At 68.2% G+C, this 23,132-nt stretch carries 3 protein-coding genes; 2 read left to right on the top strand and 1 reads right to left on the bottom strand.

Annotated features, from left to right (window positions below; genetic code table 11):
- Positions 1-87 precede the first annotated feature (87 nt).
- Positions 88-20,043, bottom strand: coding sequence for a hypothetical protein (locus WMF44_RS38195; protein WP_437294975.1), 19,956 nt, complete (start codon positions 20,041-20,043; stop codon positions 88-90).
- A 1,048-nt stretch (positions 20,044-21,091) separates the two neighbouring features.
- Here WMF44_RS38195 and WMF44_RS38190 point away from each other — a divergent pair.
- A complete protein-coding gene (locus tag WMF44_RS38190) occupies positions 21,092-21,442 on the top strand; it encodes a hypothetical protein (RefSeq protein WP_437294974.1) in 351 nt (116 codons plus the stop codon).
- A gap of 514 nt (positions 21,443-21,956) precedes the next feature.
- Entirely contained in the window at positions 21,957-23,084 is a 1,128-nt protein-coding gene (locus tag WMF44_RS38185; RefSeq protein ID WP_437294973.1) for a DUF4419 domain-containing protein, read from the top strand.
- Positions 23,085-23,132 lie beyond the last annotated feature (48 nt).

The raw sequence follows: 23,132 nt of genomic DNA, 5'->3' as shown, positions 1-23,132 counted from the left end.
TCGCGCTCGCCTGAAGCGGCCGAGCCGCGCCCTGGCGAGGAGGCAGGCGGAGCGCGCCCGCGGAGGGCGGCTGACGCGGGCGCTGGCCTAACGGACGCACGTGCAGGCGGAGTGCTCGGAATCAGGCGTGTCCTTGCCCTGCTCGCCCGCCCTGTCGACGACCCGGGCGTCCATGCCGAGCTGTTGCAGGAGCTCGGTCACGAGCGCGATGGCCTCCTGCTTGTCCGCCTGCGTGCGCGGAGACGACCACGCGCCGCTCTTCGCCACGAGCGTCTTCACCAGGGCGTCGATCGGCGCGGGGATGGTCCCCGCGTCGAGAGCAGCCGGCGCGCCGGTCGCTTGCGTGTCCGGCGCCTCGCGGATCGTGCCGTCTTCCCGCGAGCCCTCGCCGCTCATCGTGGGAGCGGTGGTCGCGGTCTGCGGGCCGTCGCTCCTGCCGCTCGCGGCGTCCTGGGGCCGGTACCCTGCGCCCACGTCCGCCGGGTTCGTGCCTTCAGCCGTGGGCCCCTCCGCGCCAGGGCTCACCGGGGACGGCGGACCCGAGAAGAGCTCTTCTCGGCCGAACTCTCTCCGGATCTGCTCGGCCGACAGGACCTTGCCGCCGATGCTCTGGAAGCCGCCGGGGACCTTCGCGAGCTTGTTCACCTCGCTGGGCAGCGGGAAGATGAACTCCACGCCCTCGTCGACCTGGATCTTCGTCGTCTTGCGGACCGTCCGCTCGCGCGGGTTGACGGGCGTCATCCTGTCGCGATTGAGCTCGAGGAAGAGGTTCATCAACGCCGGCGTGAAGGTGAAATTGAACCGCTTGCAGTAGCCGTCGAAGACGAGCGTATAAGGCGTTGTGTGCTGCCCCGCGTGCCTGCTGGAAGACGGCCGCGTCCAGCGCAGCACGGCGCGCGACGGCCCTGGGCTCCCGGCCTGCGCGCCGTGCGAGGCGGCCGCGTCCGCCGCGCTGGGCACCGCGCGCACTCCCCACGTCCCGAGCGATCTCTCCGCCGGACCGGGGTCCCACGACTGGAAAGCCCTCCCGTCGAGCTCCGACAGGTTGAGGGTGGCGACGAGATCCGAGGGCGAAAGCGGCTGCTGGAGCGGCTGGCCTTCGAGCGTCTCCCTGAACAGGCGGCGCGCCACGTCCTCGGGTCCGCGCTCGCCGGCTTGCCTGGGCGCTGCGCCGATGTCGGGGTGATCGTGCAGCCTGGCGATGTGGTCCATGCTCGCAGGGGTCAGCGGCATGGCGGCGATCGAATCGAGATCTCCCAGCGTCGGCAGCGCCAGGCTCAGGTCGCGGCGTGAGCCGAGGATCTTCTCGACCTCGGTCGCGGTCGGCGCGTGGTTGAACTCGCTGGCCAGGGATTCTGCAAGCTGCTCCTCGGTCGTCGGGGGCACGCCGAACCCGCTGAACATCTGCTCGCCGGACCCGCCGCGGCGCCCCAGGTACATCGCGTTCTCTCCGCTCCAGAAGCCCTCCGGGTGGCGCCTGACATAGAGCTCGTGGTTCTTGATGTAGTACCAGCCGCCGCGCTTCGCGGGGCGGGAGCCCGGCGCGTTGCGCATGTCCGCCTCGCCGTCGCCGGTCATCTCCGCCCGCTCCTCGTCATCCAGCGTCGCGGCCTCGGGCGCGAAGAAGCGCTGCAGGGGGTTCTGGGCGCTGAAGTCGCGCTGCAGCATCAGGCGGTCCTCGCTCGGGACGCTGGAGCCCTCGCCGCCGAACCTCCTGTCGAAGTCCTCGTCTCCGACCGCGCGCAGGAGGGTGCGGTAATTGATCGCCTGCATCGTCGTCCCGCACTCGGCGATGGTGAGGTGCTCCTCGGGGTCGAAGAACTCCCGCAGCGCCTTGCTCGCGCTCACGCCGGGCTTCAGGCGCCAGGTGAAGCTGCTCTGCTTCTCGAAATGGTCCGGGTTGAGGAAGCCGGTCCGGGCGTCCGCGAGCTCCTCCTGGACGCCGGCGTTCCGCGCGACCGCCGTGAGCGCGTTCAGGCGCGCGCTCGGCACGTTGAACGAGTAGTGGACCTTGCCCGCATGGTGGAGCTGGTCCATCCCCTGGACGTTGGCGCGCGCCAGCCGCGCCGGCTCGGACATCTCCGCGTCGGCGTCCCCGGACTCCGATCGTCCGGGCACGGCGTCCTCGGGCTCTGACGGATCGCCGTCGAGCTGCGCGCGCGCCCACTGGTCGAACTCGTCCTGCGCGCTCTCCCACGCGTCGAGCTGGTCATGGAGGCCGTGGAGCCGATCCAGGTCGAGCGATCCAGCGTCGGACGCCTCGCCCTCGCTCCGGGCCTGCTCGACCGCCTCGAGCTCGGACAGGAGCTCGACCTCCATCAGCTCGGTATCGGACGGCTCGGATTCCGAGAGCCTCTCCAGCACCTCGTTCAGCCTGCGCGTGTCGTTCATGCGGAAGCGGCCGAGCCGGCGCAGCTCGACGCGCGCTGTCTGTGGATGGTCGTCGTAGAGCCGGAGCAAGAGCCTCGCGGCCTCGGGGGAGAGCACGTCGATTGCCCCGCGCAGATCGTGGGGCTGCCGGATGCGGTGGATCTCGCCGAGCCAGGGGCGCACACCCTCGTTGAAGCGGCGCCAGTCCGCCCGGCTGTCGAAGTCCTGCACGCGGGGGGCCATGCCGGTCAACGCGTCATCCGCGCCGCCTGGGGCCTGCGAAATCACCTCGGCGGAGGCGCCCGTCTGCGGTGTTCGCGCCGGGGGATACGTGCCATAGGCGAACGCCGCGAAGAGCTTCGGCATGTCCTGCGTGGACACCCGCACGGGGAACGCTCGCCCCCAGGACTGGATCGGCACGATGAAGGAATCGCCGTGGATCGTGATCGGCCCGTCGATCGCGACCAGGTGGGGGCTCGAGGTATCAACCTCGGCGAGCCGCGGGATCGTCTCGGGATCCCGGGGCGCCGAGGCGCTGGCCTCGTGCTTCGCCGCTTGCTCCCACAGCGCCTTGCCGTTCATCACGGTCGCGAGCGCGAACCCCGCCTGGTCGGTCTTCCCGAGGGCCTCGTTGATGCGCGCGACGTCGTAGCCCCCGGGGGAGTCGGTGGTCATGAGCTTCGCGTTCGCCCCGAGGGCATCGTTCATGAGGGCCGCGGTCGATCTCGCCGAGACCAGCAGATCGCCTTGCGCCGCGGCGACGCCAGGCTCCTTGGCGCCGTCGGTCTGCTTCTCGAGCGCCGCGACGGCCGTCTCCCCGAGCAGCTCGACGAGCCCGCGGGCGAGCAGGTGGTCGAGGAGGTGGCCGTCCAGCTCCTGGGTGGCTGCGCCTTGCCCCTTCAGGCGGTCGCGCTTGGCCTTGGCGGTCTTGAGGCCGTTGAGGAGCGGTCTGTTCGGAGTCGGCCCGTGCGCTGGCAGGACGTCTCCCTTCATCTGGCTCAGGAGGAGCTCCAGGCCGTGGCTGAGCGCCCGAGAGCGCGAGCCTTGCTGTCCGAAGGTGCCAGCGCCGGGCGCGCCCGCGAGCCGGCCGAGCGGCCTGCCGGCGAAGAGCGCGACGACCAGGTGCGATGCCGTGGCGAGGTCGTTCTTGAGCGTCGTGTAAAGGACGCTGTGCAGCGCGCAGTTGGTGAAGGCCGATTGCGACAGCGAGGCAGGGTCCTTGATGAGCGTGCTCAACCGTTCGACGACGGAGCTCCTCACGCCCTGCGCCTGGAGCAGCTGGCTCAGGAGCTGCGCGGCCTCCTCCCTGTGCTCGCCGTCCGCCGGGCGCGGCCATGTGCTGCTCTGCTCCTCGATCGTGCGGATCAGATCCTCGAGGGGGCTCCCCTGGGGCTGCGCGGCTTGCTCGGCGCTGGATGGGCTGCCGGACGTCGTGGCGGCGGTCGGGGCGGCTTCATGATCGCGGCTGTTCGAGGCGCTGTACCCTGCCAGCATGTCCTCCGGGGCATTCCGTGAGGCGCTCGCGGCGGGGTTGAAGCCGGTGGTGATGGCGCTCGGGCTCGCTGCGCTCGCAGCTGTCGGGGTGCCGGTCCCCGCGGTCGCCGTATCGGCGCTGCCAGCGGCGTTTGCCGGCGTAGCCTTCTTCTCCTGGAGGTCGATACCGAACCCGCTGTCCGCGGAGACGATCCGCCAGGGGGTACCCGCCTTGTCGCGAACCACGATCTCCTCGGAGTAGGGGAGATTGTCGACGTAACCAAGGATCTCGTCGGCCGCGGCTTCGCCGAATTGATCGACGATTTTCGATCGTTTGTCGGCTTGGAAGGACACCTCTTTCGGCTTCGCGTTCAGCTTCTCCTTGATGCGCTCGGAGGCTCTTTCGAACGCGGCGTCGAGCTCGTGCGGCGGAAGCGCTGTGGGCGTCACCTCGATCTCGCGGAAGCGCTTGCCGTTGTGCTCCCGGTCGGTGACCCTGGTGATGCGCATGCGCGAAGGCACCAGGAGGACCTCTTTCTGCGCCTGATTGTAGGCGATCGGGTCCCCGTCCCGCTGCTGGTCGGGGTAGGCGAACATGACCGTCGGGTAGTGGCTCGTGGTGTTGATCTTCATCACGAGCCCGCCGTCCTTGACCCATTGATCCAAGGCCAGATCGGGGGTCCATGAGGTCGAGCTCGGGAGGATCTCGTCGAGCGTACCGCCCTCGCTCAACGCGCTGGTGTCGAGACCGTTGATGACCCTGTAGAGGGTGATGTCCTCTTCGTTCAGGTCCTGGGTCGCTGTGAGCAGGTCCTGAGCGACGCGGGAGAAGTCGCCGATCTTCTGGCGAAGGGTGGTAAGCTCGTCCGGGCGCAGATCGGTGCTCAGCTCACCGTCTTCGCCGCGCTTGCTGGTGAACGCCCCTCCGCCGGGGATCCCCCGCATCGTCTGCGCTTTCGGGGTCGTGTTCGACATGTTGCGCATCAGGTCGTGGAGCGCGTCGATGTGCCGGGACGCCAGGAGACCGGTGCCGCTCCTCTCGGGCGGGGGCTGAGCCGCCTGCGACGAAGACGAAGACGAAGCGGAGGGCTGCCCCGAATTCTTGGCTCTCTTGGAGCTCGCCGGGGCGTCTTGCTCGTCGTCGCCGAGCGCCTGCGCGGCTTTCCGCTTCGTCGCGCTGTCGGGCGCGGGGGTCTCGTCGGGCAGCATTCCGGTGACGCTCGCGGCCTGGTCCTGGGCTGAACCGGACGCGGCGGGCGCCGTCGTCTGCCCTTGCGCCGTGGCGAACGAGCCGTAGGTAACGACGGTGAAGAGCTTCGGCATGACCTCCTTCTTCACGTCGATGGAGAAGGTCTGCCCCCAGGAATAGATGGGCACGGTGTAGTGCGTGCCGCTGTCCGTGATCTTGCCGTTGATGACGACCTGGTGCGTGCTCGACGCGTCGAACGTGCCCGCGTCCTCGAACGGCCTGGACTTCGTTGGATCCTTCGCGAACTCCTTCGCACGTTCGGCGAGCGCCTTGCCGTCGAGGACCGTGGCCAGGGCGAACGGGGCCTGGTCGGGCCGCGAGAGCACGTCGTTGATTCGGTCAACGTCGTAGCCGTCACCGGCGACCATGGTCCGGGCGTCGCCGCCCAGGATGTCGCTGAAGAGCGTCACCAGCGAGTTTGCCGACAGCAGGAGATCGCCGCGCTTCTTGGACGGACCGGTGGCGTCCTTGGGCCTCGTGGCTGCCTTGTCGAGGTAGCCGGGGATGGCGCTGGCGGTGGTCTCGGCGTCGGCCTTGTATTGCTCCGGGGCGAGCTTGCTGAGCATCTTGCCCATGCCCCGGGCGAGGAGGTAATCGAGGACGTGCTTGTCGGAGAGGGCGCCGCCCTTGCGCTCGACGTCAGCGCGCTTGGCCCCGGCCTTCTTGATGCCGTTCTGGAGCAGCTTGTTGCCGATGGGGGCCTGGTCCAGCGGGATCTCTCCGCGGATGACACGCTGGATGGGATCGGCGATCTTCGGGCTCGTGGCAGCGCCGTCTTCGCCCTGCGCAGGCAGCGAGAAGTCGGCGCGCAGCTTGCCTTTGCGATCGAAGAGCTTGCCCGAGAACTCGGCCGCGACCACGCGCGCGAACCCGCCCAGATCGGAGGTGAGCAGCGCGTGGAGCACGCCGTTCAGCGCGCAGATGGCGAACTGGGACTGGGAGAGGGAGCCGGGGTTTTCAATGAGCTCCGCGAGCCGCTCGATGAGCGACTCATCCACGCCCTGAGCTCGCATGAGCTCGCCGAGCAGCGCCGCGGCCTCCTGCTTGTTGTCGTCGGTGGCCGGATGGGACCATTGAGCGCTCTTCTCGTTCAGCGCCTTGAGCTGCGCGTCGATCGACGTCTTGCCGTCGGTCGCGGGGGTGCTGCCTGTCGCGGCGAGGCCGTCGGCGGCCGCGGAAGCGGCGGTTTTGCCTGGAGCTGCGCCTCCGGTGAGAGCGGCACCCTGATTCGCCGTGCTCGGAGCGCCTCCGAGCTGCTTGGTGGTGGCGGCGCTGTCGACCTGGGGGGGCGCGTCGGTCCAGCTGGGCCCCGGGGCCCCGGTCACCGTATCGGCGCTGCCCGCGGCGGCGTCCGCCTTCTTCTCCTGGAGGTCGATACCGAACCCGCTGTCCGCGGAGACGATCCGCCACGGGGTACCCGCCTTGTCGCGAACCACGATCTCCTCGGAGTAGGGGAGATTGTCGACGTGACCAAGGATCTCGTCGGCCGCGGTTTCGCCGAATTGCTCGACGATCTTCGGTCGTTGGTCGACCTCGAAGGACACCTCTTTCGGCTTGGAGTTCTGCTTCTCCTTGATGCGCTCGGAGGCTCTCTCGAACGCGGCGTCGAGCTCGTGCTTCGGGAGCCGTGTGGGCGTCACCTCGATCTCGCGGAAGCGCTTGCCCTTGTGCTCCCGGTCGGTGACCCTGGTGATGATCATGCGCGAAGGCACCAGGAGGACCTCTTTCTGCGCCTGATTGTAGGCGATCGGGTCCTCCTCCCGCTGCTGGTCGGGGTAGGAGAACATCACCGTCGGGTAATGGCTCGTGGTCTTGATCTTCATCACGAGCCCGCCGTCCTTGACCCATTGATCCAAGGCGAGCTCGGAGGTCCATGACGTCGAGCTCGGGAGGATCTCGTCGATCGTGCCGCCCTCGCTCAACGAGCTGGTGTCGAGATCGTTGATGACCCTGTAGAGGGTCAGATCCTCTCGGGGCAGGTCCTGGGTCCTTGTGAGCAGGTCCTGCGCAACGCGGGAGAAGTCGTCGACCTTTGGGCGAAGGGTGGTAAGCTCGTCCAGCCGCAGGTCGGCGCGCAGCTCGCCGTCTTCGCCGCGCTTGCTCGTGAACGCCCCTCCGCCGGTGATCCCGCGCATCGTCAGCCCTTCAGGGCTCGTGTCCGACATCTGCATCAAGTCGTGGAGCGCCTTGATGTGCCGGGACGCCAGGAGGCCGGTGCCGCTCCTCTCGGGCGGGGACTGAGCCGCCTGCGACGAAGACGAAGAGGAGGGCTGCCCCGAATTCTTGGCTCTCTTGGAGCTCGCAGGGGCGTCTTGCTCGTCGTCGCTGTGCGCCTGCGCGGCTGTCCGCTTCCTCGCGCTGGAGGGCGCGGGGGGCTGCAGGTCGCCCGCATCGTCCTCGCCGTCCAGAGCTGGATTGTACCCTGTCGGTACGTCCGCCGGCGTCGCCTTCTTCTCCTGAAGGTCGATACCGAACATGCTGTCCGCGGAGACGATCCGCCAGCGGGTACCGTCCTTGTCGCGAACCACGATCTCCCGCTCGCTGGGGTCGGGGAGCTTGTCGACGTGACGAAGGATCTCGTCGGTCACGGTATCGCCGAATTGCGCGGCGATGTCCGGTTGTTCGTCGAGCTCGAAGTGCTTCTCCTTCGGCTTGGTGTTCTGCTTCTCCTTGATGCGCTCGGAGGCTCTTTCGAACACGGCGTCGAGCTCGCGCGGCGGGAGCTGTGTGGGCGTCACCTCGACCTCGCGGAAGCGCTTGCCGTTGTGCTCCCGGTCGGTGACCCTGGTGATGGTCATGCGCGAAGGCACCAGGAGGACCTCTTTCTGGTCCTGGTTGTAGGCGATCGGCTCTCCGTCCCGCTGCTGGTCGGGGTAGGAGAACATGACCGTCGGGTAATGGCTCGTGGTGTTGATCTTCATGACGAGCCCGCCGTCCCTGACCCATTGATCCAGGGCCAGATCGGGGGTCCACGAGGTCGAGCTCGGGAGGAACTCGTCGATCGTGCCGCCCTCGCTCAACGCGCTGGTGTCGAGATCGTTGATGACCCTGTAGAGGGTCAGATCCTCTCGGGGCAGGTCCTGGGTCGCTGTGAGCAGGTCCTGAGCGACGCGGGAGAAGTCGCCGATCTTCTGGCGAAGGGTGGTAAGCTCGTCCAGGCGCAGATCGGCGCTCAGCTGGCCGTCCGTGCCGCGCTTGCTGGTGAACGCCCCTCCGCCGGGGATCCCGCGCATCGTCTGCGCTTTCGGGGTCGTATTCGACATGTCGCGCATCAAGCCCTGGAGCGCGTCGATGTGCCGGGACGCCAGGAGGCCGGCGCCGCTCCTCTCGGGCGCGGGCTGAGCCGCCTGCGACGACGAGGAGGGCTGCCCCGCAGGCTTCGCTCTCTTGGAGCTCGCCGGGGCGTCTTGCTCGTCTTCGCTCTGCGCCTGCGCGGCTGTCCGCTTCCTCGCGCTGGAGGGCGCGGGGGTCTCATGGGGCGGCATTCCGGTGGCGCTCGCGGTCTGGTCCTGGGCTGAACCGGACGCGGCGGGCGCTGGCGCCTGCATCCCCGTGGTGATGGCCGCGGGGTCCACGGGGCGCCCCGCGGGCGTCGCCTTCTTCTCCTCCAGGTCGATACCGAACCTGCTGTCCGCGGAGGCGATCCGCCAGGGGGTGCCGTCCTTGTCGCGAACCACGATCTCCCGCTCGCTGCGGTCGGGGAGCTTGTCGACGTGACGAAGGATCTCGCCAGCCACGGTATCGCCGAATTGCTTGGCGATGGCCGCTCGATCATCGGCGTCGAAGCTCTTCACCTGCGGCTTCGCGTTCAGCCTCTCCTCGATGCCCTGGGACGCTCTCTGGAACACGTCGTCGAGCTCGCTCGACTCAAGCTCTCTCGGCGTCACCTCGACCTCGAGGAAGTCCTTGCCGTTGTGCTCCCGCCGGGTGACCTTGGTGATGGTCATGCGCGAGGGCACGAGGAGGACCTCCTTCTGGGCCTGATTGTAGGCGATCGCGTCCCCGGGCCGCTGCGCGTCGGGGTAGGAGAACATGACGGTCGGGTATTTGCTCGTGGTGTTGATCTTCATCACGAGCCCGCCGTCCTGGACCCATTGATTCAGGGCCAGGTCGGAGGTCCATGAGGTCGAGCTTGGGAGGAGCTCGTCGATCGTGCCGCCCTCGACCAGCGAGCTGGTGTTGAGACCGTTGATGACCCTGTAGAAGGTCAGATCCTCTTGAGGCAGGTCCTGTGTACGTGTGAGCAGGCGCTGAGCGACGCTGGAGAAGTCGTCGACCTTCTGGCGAAGGGTGGTAAGCTCGTCCGGGCGCAGATCGGTGCTCAGCTTGCCGTCCGTGCCGCGCTTGCTGGTAAACGCGCCGCCTCCGGGGATGCCCCGCATCGTCTGGGCTTCAGAGCTGGTGTTGGACATGTCGCGCATCAGGCCATGGAGCGCGTCCATGTGCCGCGACGCCAGGGCCCTCCCCGGCGCGGGCGGCGCCGGCTGCGACGAGGACGAAGAGGATGGCTCCCCCGCATTTTTCGCTCTCTTGGAGCTCGCCGGGGCGTCTTGCTCGTCGTCGCTCTGCGCCTGCGCGGCTGTCCGCTTCCTCGCGCTGGAGGGCGTGGGGGTCGCATCGGGCAGCATTCCGGCGACGTTCGCGGCCGGGTCCTGGGCTGTACCGGAAGCGTCGGGCACCGGCGCCTGGCTCTGGGCGGGGTCGTTCGCGGCCGGCGCTTGCGATGGGAGATAGGTCCCATACGTGAAGACCGGCAAGAGCGACGGCAAGACGTCCTTCTTCACCTTGATGGAGAAGCTCTGCTGCCAGGTGTGAAGGGGCACGACATAATGATCGCCGTCCTCGGTGATCTTGCCGTTGATGACGACCTGGTGCGTGCTCGACGTGTCGATCGCGCGCGCATCCTCGAACGGCCTGGGCTTCGTTGGGTCCTTCGCGAACTCCTTGGCACGCTCGGCGAGCGCCTTGCCGTCGAGGATGGTGGCCAGGGCAAACGGCCCCTGGTCGGGCCTCGCGAGGGCGTCATTGATGCGGCCCACGTCGTAGCCGGTCCCGGCGACCATGGTCTTGGCGTCGCCGCCGAGTATCTTGTTGAAGAGCGTCACCAGCGAATTGGGTGACAGCAGCAGATCGCCGTGCTTCTTGGACGGACCGGTGGCGTCCTTGGGCCTCGGCGTCGTCTTGTCGAGGTAACCGGGGATGGCGCCGGCGGCATTCTCGGCATCGTCCTTGTATTGCTCCGGGGCGAGCTTGCCGAGCATCTTGCCCATGCCCCGGGCGAGGAGGTAATCGAGGATGTGCTCGTCGGAGAAGGCGTTGCCTTTGCGCTCGCGGTCGGCGGATCCGGCCTTCGCCTTCTTGATTCCGTTGAGGAGCAGCTTGTTGCCGAACCCGGCGTTCTGCGCCGGGAGCTCGCCCCGGAGGACACGGTGGATGGGATCGGCGACCTGCGCGCTGACGGCGGCGCCGTTTTCGCCCTGCGCGGGCAGCGAGAAGTCCGCGAGCAGGCCCCCCTGGCGATCGAAGAGCTTGCCCGTGAACTCGGCCGCGACCACGCGCGCGAACCCGCCCAGGTCGGAGGTGAGCAGCGTGTGGAGGGCGCTGTTCAGCGCGCAGATGGCGAACTGGGACTGGGAGAGGGAGCTCGGGTCGTCGATGAGCTCCGCGAGCCGCTCGACGAGCGCCTCATCCACGCCCTGAGAGCGCATGAGGTCGCCAAGGAGCCTCTTGGCCTCCTGCTTGTTTGCGCCCGTGGCTGGATGAGACCACTGGGCGCTCTTCTCGTTCAACGCCTTGATCGTCGCGTCGATCGAGGCGTTGCCGCCGGCCGCCGGCGGGCTCTGGGTCGCGGCGAGGCCGTCTTTGGTGGTGGAAGCGCGGGGTTCACCTGGAGCGGGACCGTTCGGCGTCTGGCCTGTCGCCTGCCTGCCGAGCTCTGTCGCTGGGCGCCCGGGCGAGGCTCCGGTCACCGCCTCGGCGCTGCTCTCGGCGACGTCAGCGGGCGTCGCCTTCTTCTCCTGAAGGTCGATACCGAACCGCTTGTCCGCGGAGACGATCCGCCAGGGGGTGCCGTCCTTGTCGCGAACCACGATCTCCCCCTTGCTGGGGTCGGGGAGATTGCCGACGTAACCAAGGATCTCGTCGGCCACGGTTTCGCCGAATTGCTCGACGATCTCCGGTCGTTGGTCGACCTCGAAGGACACCTCTTTCGGCTTTGCGTTCAGCCTCTCCTCGATGCGCTGGGACGCTCTTTCGAACACGTCGTCGAGCTCGTCGGACTCGAGCTCTCTCGGCGTCACCTCGACCTCGAGGAAGTTCTTGCCGTTGTGCTCCCGCGGGGTGACCTTGGTGATGGTCATGCGCGAGGGCACCAGGAGGACCTCTTTCTGGGCCTGGTTGTAGGCGATCGGCTCTCCGTCCCGCTGCGCGTCGGGGTAGGAGAACATGACGGTCGGGTATTTGCTCGTGGTGTTGATCTTCATCAGGAGCCCGCCGTCCTGGACCCATTGATTCAGGGCCAGATCGGAGGTCCATGAGGTCGAGCTCGGGAGGAGCTCGTCGAGCGTGCCGCCCTCGACCAGCGAGCTGGTGTCGAGATCGTTGATGACCCTGTAGAAGGTCAGATCCTCTTGAGGCAGGTCCTGGGTACGAGTGAGCAGGCGCTGAGCGACGCTGGAGAAGTCGTCGACCTTCTGGCGAAGGGTGGTAAGCTCGTCCGGGCGCAGATCGGTGCTCAGCTCGCCGTCGGTGCCGCGCTTGCTGGTGAACGCGCCGCCTCCGGGGATCCCGCGCATCGTCTGCGCTTGAGGGCTGGTGTTGGACATGTCGCGCATCAAGCCATGGAGCGCGTCCATGTGCCGGGACGCCAGGGCCCTCCCCGGCGCGGGCGGCGCCTGCTGCGACGAAGACGAAGAGGATGGCTCCCCCGCATTCCTCGCTCTCTTGGAGCTCGCCGGGGCGTCTTGCTCGTCGTCGCTCTGCGCCTGCGCGGCTGTCCGCTTCCTCGCGCTGGCGGGCGCGGGGTCCTGGATGGGCGCCATTCCGGTGACGTTCGCCAGCGCGCCTGCATGGTCCGTGGAGGCGCCGTCGACCTGGGCGTCCGCGTGGACCGGGTTGTGCGCCAGGGCCCCGGTTACCGCCTCGGCGCTGCTCCCGGCGGCGTCAGCGGGCGTCGTCTTCTTCTCCTGAAGGTCGATACCGAACCGCTCGTCCGCGTCGACGATCCGCCAGGGGGTACCGTCCTTGTCGCGAACCACGATCTCCCGCTCGCTTGGGTCGGGGAGCTTGCCGACGTAACCCAGGATCTCGTCGGCTATAATTTCTCCGAATTGCTCGACGATCTCCGGTCGTTGGTCGACCTCGAAGGACACCTCTTTCGGCTTCGCGTTCAGCCTCTCCTCGATGCGCTGGGACGCTCTTTCGAACACGTCGTCGAGCTCGTCGGACTCGAGCTCTCTCGGCGTCACCTCGACCTCGAGGAAGTTCTTGCCGTTGTGCTCCCGCCGGGTGACCTTGGTGATGGTCATGCGCGAGGGCACCAGGAGGACCTCCTTCTGGGCCTGATTGTAGGCGATCGCGTCCCCGGGCCGCTGCGCGTCGGGGTAGGAGAACATGACGGTCGGGTATTTGCTCGTGGTGTTGATCTTCATCACGAGCCCGCCGTCCTGGACCCATTGATTCAGGGCCAGGTCGGAGGTCCATGAGGTCGAGCTCGGGAGGAGCTCGTCGAGCGTGCCGCCCTCGACCAGCGAGCTGGTGTCGAGATCGTTGATGACCCTGTAGAAGGTCAGATCCTCTTGAGGCAGGTCCTGGGTACGAGTGAGCAGGCGCTGAGCGACGCTGGAGAAGTCGTCGACCTTCTGGCGAAGGGTGGTAAGCTCGTCCGGGCGCAGATCGGTGCTCAGCTCGCCGTCGGTGCCGCGCTTGCTTGTAAACGCGCCGCCTCCGGGGATCCCCCGCATCGTCTGCGCTTGGGGGCTGGTGTTGGACATGTCGCGCATCAGGCCATGGAGCGCGTCCATGTGCCGGGACGCCAGGGCCCTGCCCGGCGCGGGCAGCGCCTGCTGTGACGAAGACGAAGAGGATGGCTCCCCCGCATTCCTCGCTCTCTTGGAGCTCGCCGGGGCGTCTTGCTCGTCGTCGCTCTGCGCCTGCGCGGCTGTCCGCTTCCTCGCGCTGGCGGGCGCGGGGTCCTGGATGGGCGCCATTCCGGTGACGGTCGCCAGCGCGCCTGCATGGTCCGTGGAGGCGCCGTCGCCTTGGGCGGACGGGCGGGCCGGGCTGGGCGCCGGGGCCCCGGTCACCGTAGCGGCGCTGCTCCCGGCGGCGTCAGCGGGCGTCGCCTTCTTCTCTTGAAGGTCGATACCGAACCGCTCGTCCGCCGAGACGATCCGCCAGGGGGTGTCCTCCTTGTCGCGAACCACGATCTCCCGCTCGCTGGGGTCGGGAAGATTGCCGACGTAACCAAGGATCTCGTCGGCTATAATTTCGCCGAACTGCGCGGCGATTTCCGGTCGTTGGTCGACCTCGAAGGACACCTCTTTCGGCTTCGCGTTCAGCTTCTCCTCGATGCGCTGGGACGCTCTCTGGAACACGTCGTCGAGCTCGTCGGACTCGAGCTCTCTGGGCGTCACCTCGACCTCGAGGAAGCGCTTGCCGTTGTGCTCCCGCCGGGTGACCTTGGTGATGGTCATGCGCGAGGGCACAAGGAGGACCTCTTTCTGGTCCTGATTGTAGGCGATCGCGTCCCCGGGCCGCTGCGCGTCGGGGTAGGAGAACATGACGGTCGGGTATTTGCTCGTGGTGTTGATCTTCATCAGGAGCCCGCCGTCCTGGACCCATTGATTCAGGGCCAGATCGGAGGTCCATGAGGTCGAGCTCGGGAGGAGCTCGTCGAGCGTGCCGCCCTCGACCAGCGAGCTGGTGTCGAGATCGTTGATGACCCTGTAGAAGGTCAGATCCTCTTGAGGCAGGTCCTGGGTGCGTGCGAGCAGGTCCCGAGCGACGCTGGAGAAGTCGTCGACCTTCTGGCGAAGGGTGTCCAGCTCGTCCGGGCGCAGATCGGTGCTGAGCTCGCCGTCCGTGCCGCGCTTGCTTGTAAACGCCCCTCCGCCGGGGATCCCGCGCATCGTCTGCGCTTGAGGGCTGGTGTTGGACATGTCGCGCATCAAGCCCTGGAGCGCGTCCATGTGCCGTGACGCCAGGGCCCTCCCCGGCGCGGGCGGCGCCTGCTGCGACGAAGAGGAAGAGGATGGCTCCCCCGCATTCTTCGCTCTCTTGGAGCTCGCCGGAGCGTCTTGCTCGTCGTCGCTGTGCGTCTGCTTGGCTGTCCGCTTCCTCGCGCTGGAGGGCGCGGGGGTCTCATCGGGCGGCATTCCGGTGGCGCTCGCTGCCTGGTCCCGGGCTGAACCGGACGTGGCGGGCGCTGGCGCCTGCATGCCGGTGGTGATGGCCGTGGGGTCCACGGGGCGCCCCGCGGGCGTCGCCTTCTTCTCCTCCAGGTCGATACCGAACCTGCTGTCCGCGGAGGCGATCCGCCAGCGGGTACCGTCCTTGTCGCGAACCACGATCTCCCGCTCGCTGCGGTCGGGGAGCTTGTCGACGTAGCCAAAGATCTCGTCGGCCACGGTATCGCCGAATTGCGCGGCGATGGCCGATTGTTCTTCGATCTCGAAGTGCTTCTCCTTCGGCTTGGCGTTCTGCTTCTCCTTGATGCGCTCGGAGGCTCTCTCGAACACGGCGTCGAGCTCGCGCGGCGGGAGCTGTGCGGGCGTCACCTCGACCTCGTGGAAACGCTTGCCGTCGTGCTCCCGCGGGGTGACCTTGGTGATGGTCATGCGCGAGGGCACCAGGAGGACCTCTTTCTGGTCCTGATTGTAGGCGATCGGCTCTCTGCCCCGCTGCTGGTCGGGGTAGGAGAACATGACCGTCGGGTAATGGCTCGTGGTGTTGATCTTCATCAGGAGCCCGCCGTCTTTGACCCATTGATCCAGGGCCAGATCGGAGGTCCATGAGGTCGAGCTCGGGAGGTTCTCGTCGATCGTGTCGCCCTCGCTCAGCGAGCTGGTGTCGAGATCGTTGATGACCCTGTAGAGGGTCAGGTCCTGCTGGGGCAGGTCCTGGGTACGTGTGAGCAGGTCCTGAGCGACGCGGGAGAAGTCGTCGACCTTCTGGCGAAGGGTGGTAAGCTCGTCCGGACGCAGATCGGCGCGCAGCTCGCCGTCTTCGCCGCGCTTGCTGGTGAACGCCCCTCCGCCCGGGATCCCCCGCATCGTCTGCGCTTCAGGGGTCGTATTCGACATCTTCATCAAGCCCTGGAGCGCGTCGATGTGCCGGAACGCCAGCAGGCCGGTGCCGCTCCTCGGCGCCGGCTGCGCCGCTTGCGACGAAGACGAAGAGGAGGGCTGCCCCGCATTCTTCGCTCTCTTGGAGCTCGCCGGGGCGTCTTGCTCGTCGTCGCTCTGTGTCTGCTGGGCTGTCCGCTTCCTCGCGCTGGAGGGCGCGGGGGTCTCGTCGGGCAGCATCCCGGTGACGCTCGCGGCCTGGTCCTGGGCTGAGCCGGACGCGGCGGGCGCCGTCGTCTGCCCTTGCGCCGTGCTGAACGAGCCGTAGGTAACGACGGTGAAGAGCTCCGGCATGACCTCCTTCTTCACGTCGATGGAGAAGGTCTGCCCCCAGGAATAGATGGGCACGGTGTAGTGCGTGCCGCTGTCCGTGATCTTGCCGTTGATGACGACCTGGTGCGTGCTCGACGCGTCGAACGTGCCCGCGTCCTCGAACGGCCTGGACTTCGTTGGATCCTTCGCGAACTCCGCCGCACGTTCGGCGAGCGCCTTGCCGTCGAGGACCGTGGCCAGGGCGAACGGGGCCTGGTCGGGCCGCGAGAGCACGTCGTTGATGCGGCTCACGTCGTAGCCGTCACCGGCGACCATGGTCCGGGCGTCGCCGCCAAGGATGTCGTTGAAGAGCGTGACCAGCGAGTTGGCCGACAGCAGCAGATCGCCGCGCTTCTTGGACGGACCGGTGGCGTCCTTGGGCCTCGTGGCTGCCTTGTCGAGGTAGCCGGGGATGGCCTGGGCGGTGTTCTCGGCGTCGGCCTTGTACTGCTCCGGGGCGAGCTTGCTGAGCATCTTGCCCATGCCGCGGGCGAGGAGGTAATCGAGGACGTGCTTGTCGGAGAAGGCGCCCCCCTTGCGCTCGACGTCAGCACGCTTGGCCCCGGCCTTCTTGATGCCGTTCTGGAGCAGCTTGTTGCCGATGGGGACCTGATCCAGCGGGATCTCTCCGCGGAGGACACGCTGGATGGGATCGGCGATCTTCGGGCTCGTGGCAGCGCCGTCTTCGCCCTGCGCGGGCAGCGAGAAGTCGGCGCGCAGCTTGCCTTCGCGATCGAAGAGCTTGCCGGAGAACTCGGCCGCGACAACGCGCGCGAACCCGCCCAGATCGGAGGTGAGCAGCGCGTGGAGCACGCCGTTCAGCGCGCAGATGGCGAACTGGGACTGGGAGAGGGAGCCGGGGTTTTCGATGAGCTCCGCGAGCCGCTCGATGAGCGACTCATCCACGCCCTGAGCGCGCATGAGCTCGCCGAGCAGCGCCGCGGCCTCTTGCTTGTTGTCGTCGGTGGCCGGATGAGACCACTGGGCGCTCTTCTCGTTCAGCGCCCTGAGCGTCGCGTCGATCGAAGCCTTGGCATCGGTCGTGGGGGTGCTCTGGGTCGCGACGCCGTCGGTGGTGGTGGTGGTGGTGGAAGAGCCGGTGTCCCATGGAGCGGGGCTTCCGGTGACGGTTGCACCCTGGTTCGTGGCGCTCGGATCGACCCCGAGCTCCATGGGTGCCCCGGACCGCTGTTCGACACCCCTGCCGTCCCCCTCGGAGTCGTCCTCGGAATCGTCCTCGGAGTCGCCCTCGGAGTCCTCCTCGGAGTCGCCCTCGGAGTCCTCCTCGGAGTCCTCCTCGGAGTCGCCATCGAAGTCGTCCTCGGAGTCGCCATCGAAGTCGTCCTCGGAGTCGCCGTCGTCACTGCTCTGGTCCTCGTTGCCCGAGTCCTGCGCGTCTGCGTTCTGCGCATTGTTACCGAAGAACTTCGCGTCGACGCCACGCTGGATGTCATCGAGGACGGCCTGGATTCCATCCTCGATGAACATCGCTTGCTGCTCCGGAGTGAGCTGCTCGAAGTGCTCTTCCCGCCGGGTCCTCGCCTGGTCCTCCATGGCCTGCAGCCCATCGTGGTAGGCACGGGCTTTGTCTTGATTGAGCGTCTGCCTGAAGCGCTCCAGGTTGACGAGCTCTGACTGGTAGCCCAGCACCTCGAGCGCCGCCTTCTGCTGCGCGAACGCGGTCTCATGCCGATCTCGCTTGCTCGGTGGCAGGCGATTGAAATCGGCCTCTTTGCCTTCGAGGTTGATGAGCTTGAAGGAGTCGTACTGGTTGGCATGAGAGAGCTCATGGGCGATGGTGAGCACGACGCGCAGCTCGACGAGCTCCGGCGGCAAGGTGACGGGCACTCCAAGGCCGGCCGGGACGACGGTGCTCTCGAAGGGCCCTCGGCCGATGTCCGGGTCCTCGCCCGGTTTCGTGAGCCCATCGGTGGGGAGATCGTCCTTGAAGGAGACGAAATAGTCGAAGTTCCAGCGTTCGAGGATGCTGTCGATGCCGTCTTGCGATGGCCTGGGGCTCACGAGGGAGCGTGGCACGTTCTCCAGGGCGAGCGTCACCATCGAGCCATGCACGTACTCGTCGGGGAGCGCGGTCACGACCAGATCGGAGGTGCTCTCGATGTCCTCCTCGTCGCTTCCGTCATCGAGCGACGACAGTGTCCCCGGGTTCGGGGTCGCGGAGGCTGCCGCGGAGCCCTGCGCGCTGGCCGCGGGCGAGCCGGCCTGCGCGATCATCCCGGTGGTGATGGCCGTCGGGTCCACGGGGCGCCCTGCGGGCAGCTGCGGGGCCGCCTCCGGCCGGGGCTGGCCGGGTCTCTCCGGCGCCTTTTCTTGGGCGCCCTGCGTCGGCGAAGCGCCCGGCTGAGGACTCGAGGCCTCCGGCGCCTTGGCTGTCATCTGCGTCGGGGCAGCACCGGGCCGCTCGCGCGGCTCGTTGTCCTTGGGGGCTGGCTCTGCCCCTCGCTTCGGCTGCTCGGGGGCGCGCCGCTCGGGGTCCTCGGCATCTTCCTTCGGTGACGACGCGCGATCCCCGGGCGGATCGCGGGGCTCGCCGTCCCGCGGCTCCTGATCGGGCCCTCCCGACCGCCGCTCGGAGGCACGCTGATCGGTGTCCTGGATGTCGTCCGGCGGCAGGGTGCGCGGGCCGACGAGCTCGTCGATCGCGTCTTTGCCCCTCTCCGCCAGGTCACGCTCGAACCTCTCCGCTCGGTCCTTGAGCACCCCGGCCCAGTCGTCGCCGAGCTTGCCCAGGTCGACGGTGCGAGCATTCTTGATCTGGTCGTCGCCGATCTTGTCCTGCTTGAGGCCGCCGACGCTGGAGATGGGGTTGGCGGTCTTCTCGGTGGAGCGCCAGTTGTGGATGTAGCCGACGGTGCTGGGCGCGCCCGGCCCTGTCGTCTCGATGCCGATCTGGAGGGCGCCCGGCTTGTCCGACCTGGGCGGCCGGTGGCCGATGAAGATGTGGCCGTGAGCGCCGTCTGGCAGGATGACGTCGCCGTTGAAGTCCTTGAGGCCGAGGCCGCCGATGGCGAGGTTCATGCCGTAGAGCTCGGTGTCGTCGAGCTTGGACTTGATGGCGGCGACGTGTCCTCCTTCCTCCTTGAATTTGCCCTTGCTGAGCGCGATGTGGTGCGTCCCGAAGGCGCGCGGGAACACGCCGGCCTTCGGGTTGCCGTGCCCGTCGGTGATGCCGAGGAGCTCGGTCACCGCGTACGGAGGCGTGCCCGCGGGGATCTGGATGTTGACCCGGCCGCCGTGCGACAGGAGCTTGGCGACGGGGACGTCGCGGAGCGGGACATGGCTCTTTGCGCTGTCGTCGTAGATCTCGGCGCCTTCCTGGAGCAGGTGAAAGATGTTCGTGAGCACCTCGATCGACTGGTTGTACCTGTCGAGGACATCGTCGTTCGAGAGGGTGCCGCTTCCCGTCGGGTTCGGCACGGCGCCTTGCGTGATGGCCTTGGTCGCGTCGTCGTTGGGCGTGGTGTGCTCGAGCGTCTTGGCCCATTCTGCCGCGATGCCCTGATCGATCTCCTGCTCGAGCTCCTTCTTCCTCGCCGGGTCGGTCGTGTGCCTCGCCTCCATCGACAGGGCCACCGCGGCCGGAGGCGTGCCCTCGAAGCGCTGCCCGCCCTCGCCGCTGTTCCTCTGTCGCGAGACGTAGCTCGCGAGGACGACCTTGCTCGGCTTGTGGAGCTGGTGGAAGCCGCGAAATTTCTCGGGATTGTCGTCCTTGTCGTCCGACAGGTACTGCTTGACCTGGTCGAGCGTGAGCATGCCGGAGGCGTTGAGCCAGCGCTGTCCCTGAGGGGTCGAGGAGAGCTGCTCGAAGGCGTTCCACTCGGCTTCGTTGAACAGCGGTCCTTTGGGGAAGCGCTTCCCGAGCTCCTTCTTCGCCTGCGCGGGATGGGCGGGGAAGCCGCCGCTGGTCAGCTGGTCGGCGATGCTCGGGAGGCCTCGCTTCGCCTTCTTGCGGCTGCCTCTACTCGTCGGAGTCCGCCATTTGGACTTCTTGACGGCCTTGTCCGCGATCCATGTCACCTTGCCGTCCTGCGCCGGGTCGGCCGTGGTGGACGAGCTTCCCGGCCCTGGTCCCGAGCCGCCGGGCCCCGGCTGCTGGGAGCCCTGCCCCGCGGGCTGTGACGTCGAGGCGGAGGGCTTGGCGGGCGCGGGCTCCGCGGTGGAAGCGGGTTTACCGGTGGGGGCGCTCTTCGCGCCGGTCTCGCCCGTCTTGGGGGAGGTCTGAGCTGACGTGCTGTCCTTTGCGACGGTCTCCTTCGGGGGCGTCCCTCCGGGCACCTCGCCCCCCTTGGGAGCCGTGCTTCCTGGCGCTGTTGCCTTGGTGTTCCCTTGGGGACCCTTGCCGAGGCCCGGAGATGGCTGGTCGGCAGGCTGTGTGGAGCCCTTGGGAAGGCCGCCATCGGCGGAGCGAGGCCTGACGATGGGCTCGGTGGCCTGAGGCTGTGTGGAGCCCTTCGGGGGGCCGCCATCGGCGGAGCGAGGCCTGACGATGGGCTCGGTGGTCTGAGGCTGTGTGGGGGCCTTGGGAAGGCCGCCATCGGCGGAGCGAGGCCTGACGATGGGCTCGGTGGTCTGAGGCTGTGTGGGGGCCTTGGGAAGGCCGCCATCGGCGGAGCGAGGCCTGACGATGGGCTCGGTGGTCTGAGGCTGTGTGGGGGCCTTGGGAAGGCCGCCATCGGCGGAGCGAGGCCTGACGATGGGCTCGGTGGTCTGAGGCTGTGTGGGGGCCTTGGGAAGGCCGCCATCGGCGGAGCGAGGCCTGACGGTGGGCTCGGTGGTCTGAGGCTGTGTGGGGGCCTTGGGAAGGCCGCCATCGGCGGAGCGAGGCCTGACGGTGGGCTCGGTGGTCTGAGGCTGTGTGGGGGCCTTGGGAAGGCCGCCATCGGCGGAGCGAGGCCTGGCGGTGGGCTCGGTGGTCTGAGGCTGTGTGGGGCTCTTGGGGAGGCCGCCATCGGCGGAGCGAGGCCTGACGGTGGGCTCGGTGGTCTGAGGCTGGGTGGGGAGGCCGCCATCGGCGGAGCGAGGCCTGACGGTGGGCTCGGTGGTCTGAGGCTGGGTGGGGCTCTTGGGGAGGCCGCCATCGGCGGAGCGAGGCCTGATGGTGGGCTCGGTGGTCTGAGGCTGGGTGGGGAGGCCGCCATCGGCGGAGCGAGGCCTGACGGTGGGCTCGGTGGTCTGAGGCTGTGTGGAGCCCCTGGGGAGGCCGCCATCGGCGGATCGAGGCCTGACCGGATCCTGCAGGTTCCCGGCGCTGGAGAGCGGCGGCCTCGGCGTCGCGGTCGGGGAGCTTGGCGCGCTGGTGGGTGCTCGGCCGACATTGGGGCTGTTGTTGCCGGTCGTCGTGCTCCCGAACTGGCTCCCTGATGGACTTTGCGGCGCGGCCGTCGTCGTGGTCGTCGGGCCGGGCGAGCTCGGTTTGCTTGTGCTCTTCCGCGTGACCGGATCCCAGCCGGAGAAGGGGTCTGGCTTCGGGGTCGGGCTGGGCGCCGCGGCCTGGTTCACGGCGCTGGGCGCGGCCGCGCTGCTCGACGTGCTGCCGGCGTCGGTCAGGGGATGCGCGAAATTGCCCGAGCTCTTCACCTGGGCGCGCAGCCCGGAGCGGACCCCTGTGGCTTTCGACGGCGAAGGCGAACGGCTGCGCGAGGAGCTGCGCGAGGAGGGCATGCGCCATGAATGACGCGAAATTCATGCGCTGCCAAGCGCCTCGATCCTCGCTTTCAGGCGGGATATGCCGTGCCATGTCGCTCAGCTCGGGGCCAACCGCGAATCTCTCCGGATCCGCCCTGTGGACCGGGAGATCCCGCACGTTCGCGCCATTGTGGCGCTCCCCGCCGGGGCCGAATCCGCGCATGCATCCAGGGCGACGCGGCGACAAGCATCGCGATTGCCGTCGGTCCGCCGAGCAGGTAACCTGGCGCTCTCATTGCACGCACGGATGTGTCAGTTTTACTGGAATGTTCCGCTGTGGGTGAGCGCTTGCTGCCCCTCCGCTCCCGCGTCCGGCGCGCGGCCTTGCGTCGGCGCGCCCGACGAGGTCGAGGTGCTGCCGAGGCGATTCCAGCGTTGAGCCCGCTCGCTGCGCGGCTGCCGCCGGCGCGAGTTGTCTCGCGCGGCGCGCTTGTGTACGAGGTTCCATCTACGGCAGCGCTGGCCCATGAAGCCGTCGCGCAGGGCCAGGAGGACGAGGAGCCATGAGCGTCACGACGATCGACGTTGCCGAGGTCGCGCCTTCGACGGCGCCGCTGCCCGCGTTCGACGAAGAAGCTTCGGTGCAGAGCCTGCTCGTCTCGCCCGTCGAGGCCGCCTACCGCCATCGCCTGCCCCTCGTCGGACGCACCGATGTGCACCCGCTCGTCCAGGCGGCCTATATGGCCTTTACGCAGCGTTATCCACTCGTGCTCTCGCCCGACGTGATCTGGTTCTGCCTTGCCCGGGGGTTCACGCTCCACGTTGCCGCGAACGAGGAGCAGCGGCGTCAGTTCCTCGTCGAGGACAGCGACTTCGAGCTGAAGATCGATGGGCCGGATTTCACGCTGGGTCACGTCAACCCGTGGCCCGTCGTGTTCCCGGATCTCTCCACCCAGATCGCCGCGCGGGTCGGCCGCCTGCGAGAGCTCGTGACCGCCAATTTCTCGACCACGGGACCGGTGGAGCGCGTGGCGTCGGAGCTCACGGTGATGACGCCGTTCGCGCCGCACTTCGCGTGGCAGCCGCCCTTCCCCGCGGACATGAGCTTTCCGGATCGTGGGATCCCGCGCATCTACCTGTTCGGCACGGCGGACGACTGGCGCTGGGTGCGCCACCGCGCGGCGGCGTTCGGCCCCTTCGGGGCGGAGCGCTGGGCTCACGCCCTCCTGCCGGTGCTCGACCAGATCGTCGCTTCGGCGGAGGGCCGCCAGGATCCAGCGTTCTGGCGCGCCTTTTTCCGGTACGAGAACGCCGCGGATGAGCTCACCGGGTGGATCCACGTGCTCTTTCCCTACCTGCGCGCTTGGCCCGCCGACCACTTCGTTCCGAGCTCCTTCCTCGACGGCTGGCTCGAACGGTGGCGGGCCGCGGAGGCCCGGCGCAACCCGCTCTCCGCGCTGGCGGCGCCGGAGGGGCCTGGGCTCGCTCGGATCCCGCCGGGGCTGACCAGCGCGCCCTTGCGGTTCATCGATGCGCAGCGCCGGGAACACCCCCTGGAGTTCATCAGCGGCCTCATCGGCGTCACGCAGGACCAGCACTCGCTCGCGCTCATCCCGGAGTTCGCGTGGGCCGTCGTGCATGGAGAGGAAGAGCCCGGCACCACGGCCGAGCAGCGCGCCGAAGCGCGCTGAGGGGCGGCAGGGCGCTCGGCGAGGGCCGCGCCGGCCCCTCGCAGCCGG

The sequence above is a fragment of the Sorangium sp. So ce426 genome, from assembly GCF_051475585.1.
Lineage (GTDB): Bacteria > Myxococcota_A > Polyangia > Polyangiales > Polyangiaceae > Sorangium > Sorangium cellulosum_B.
This window is presented reverse-complemented; position numbering and strand designations above follow the sequence as displayed.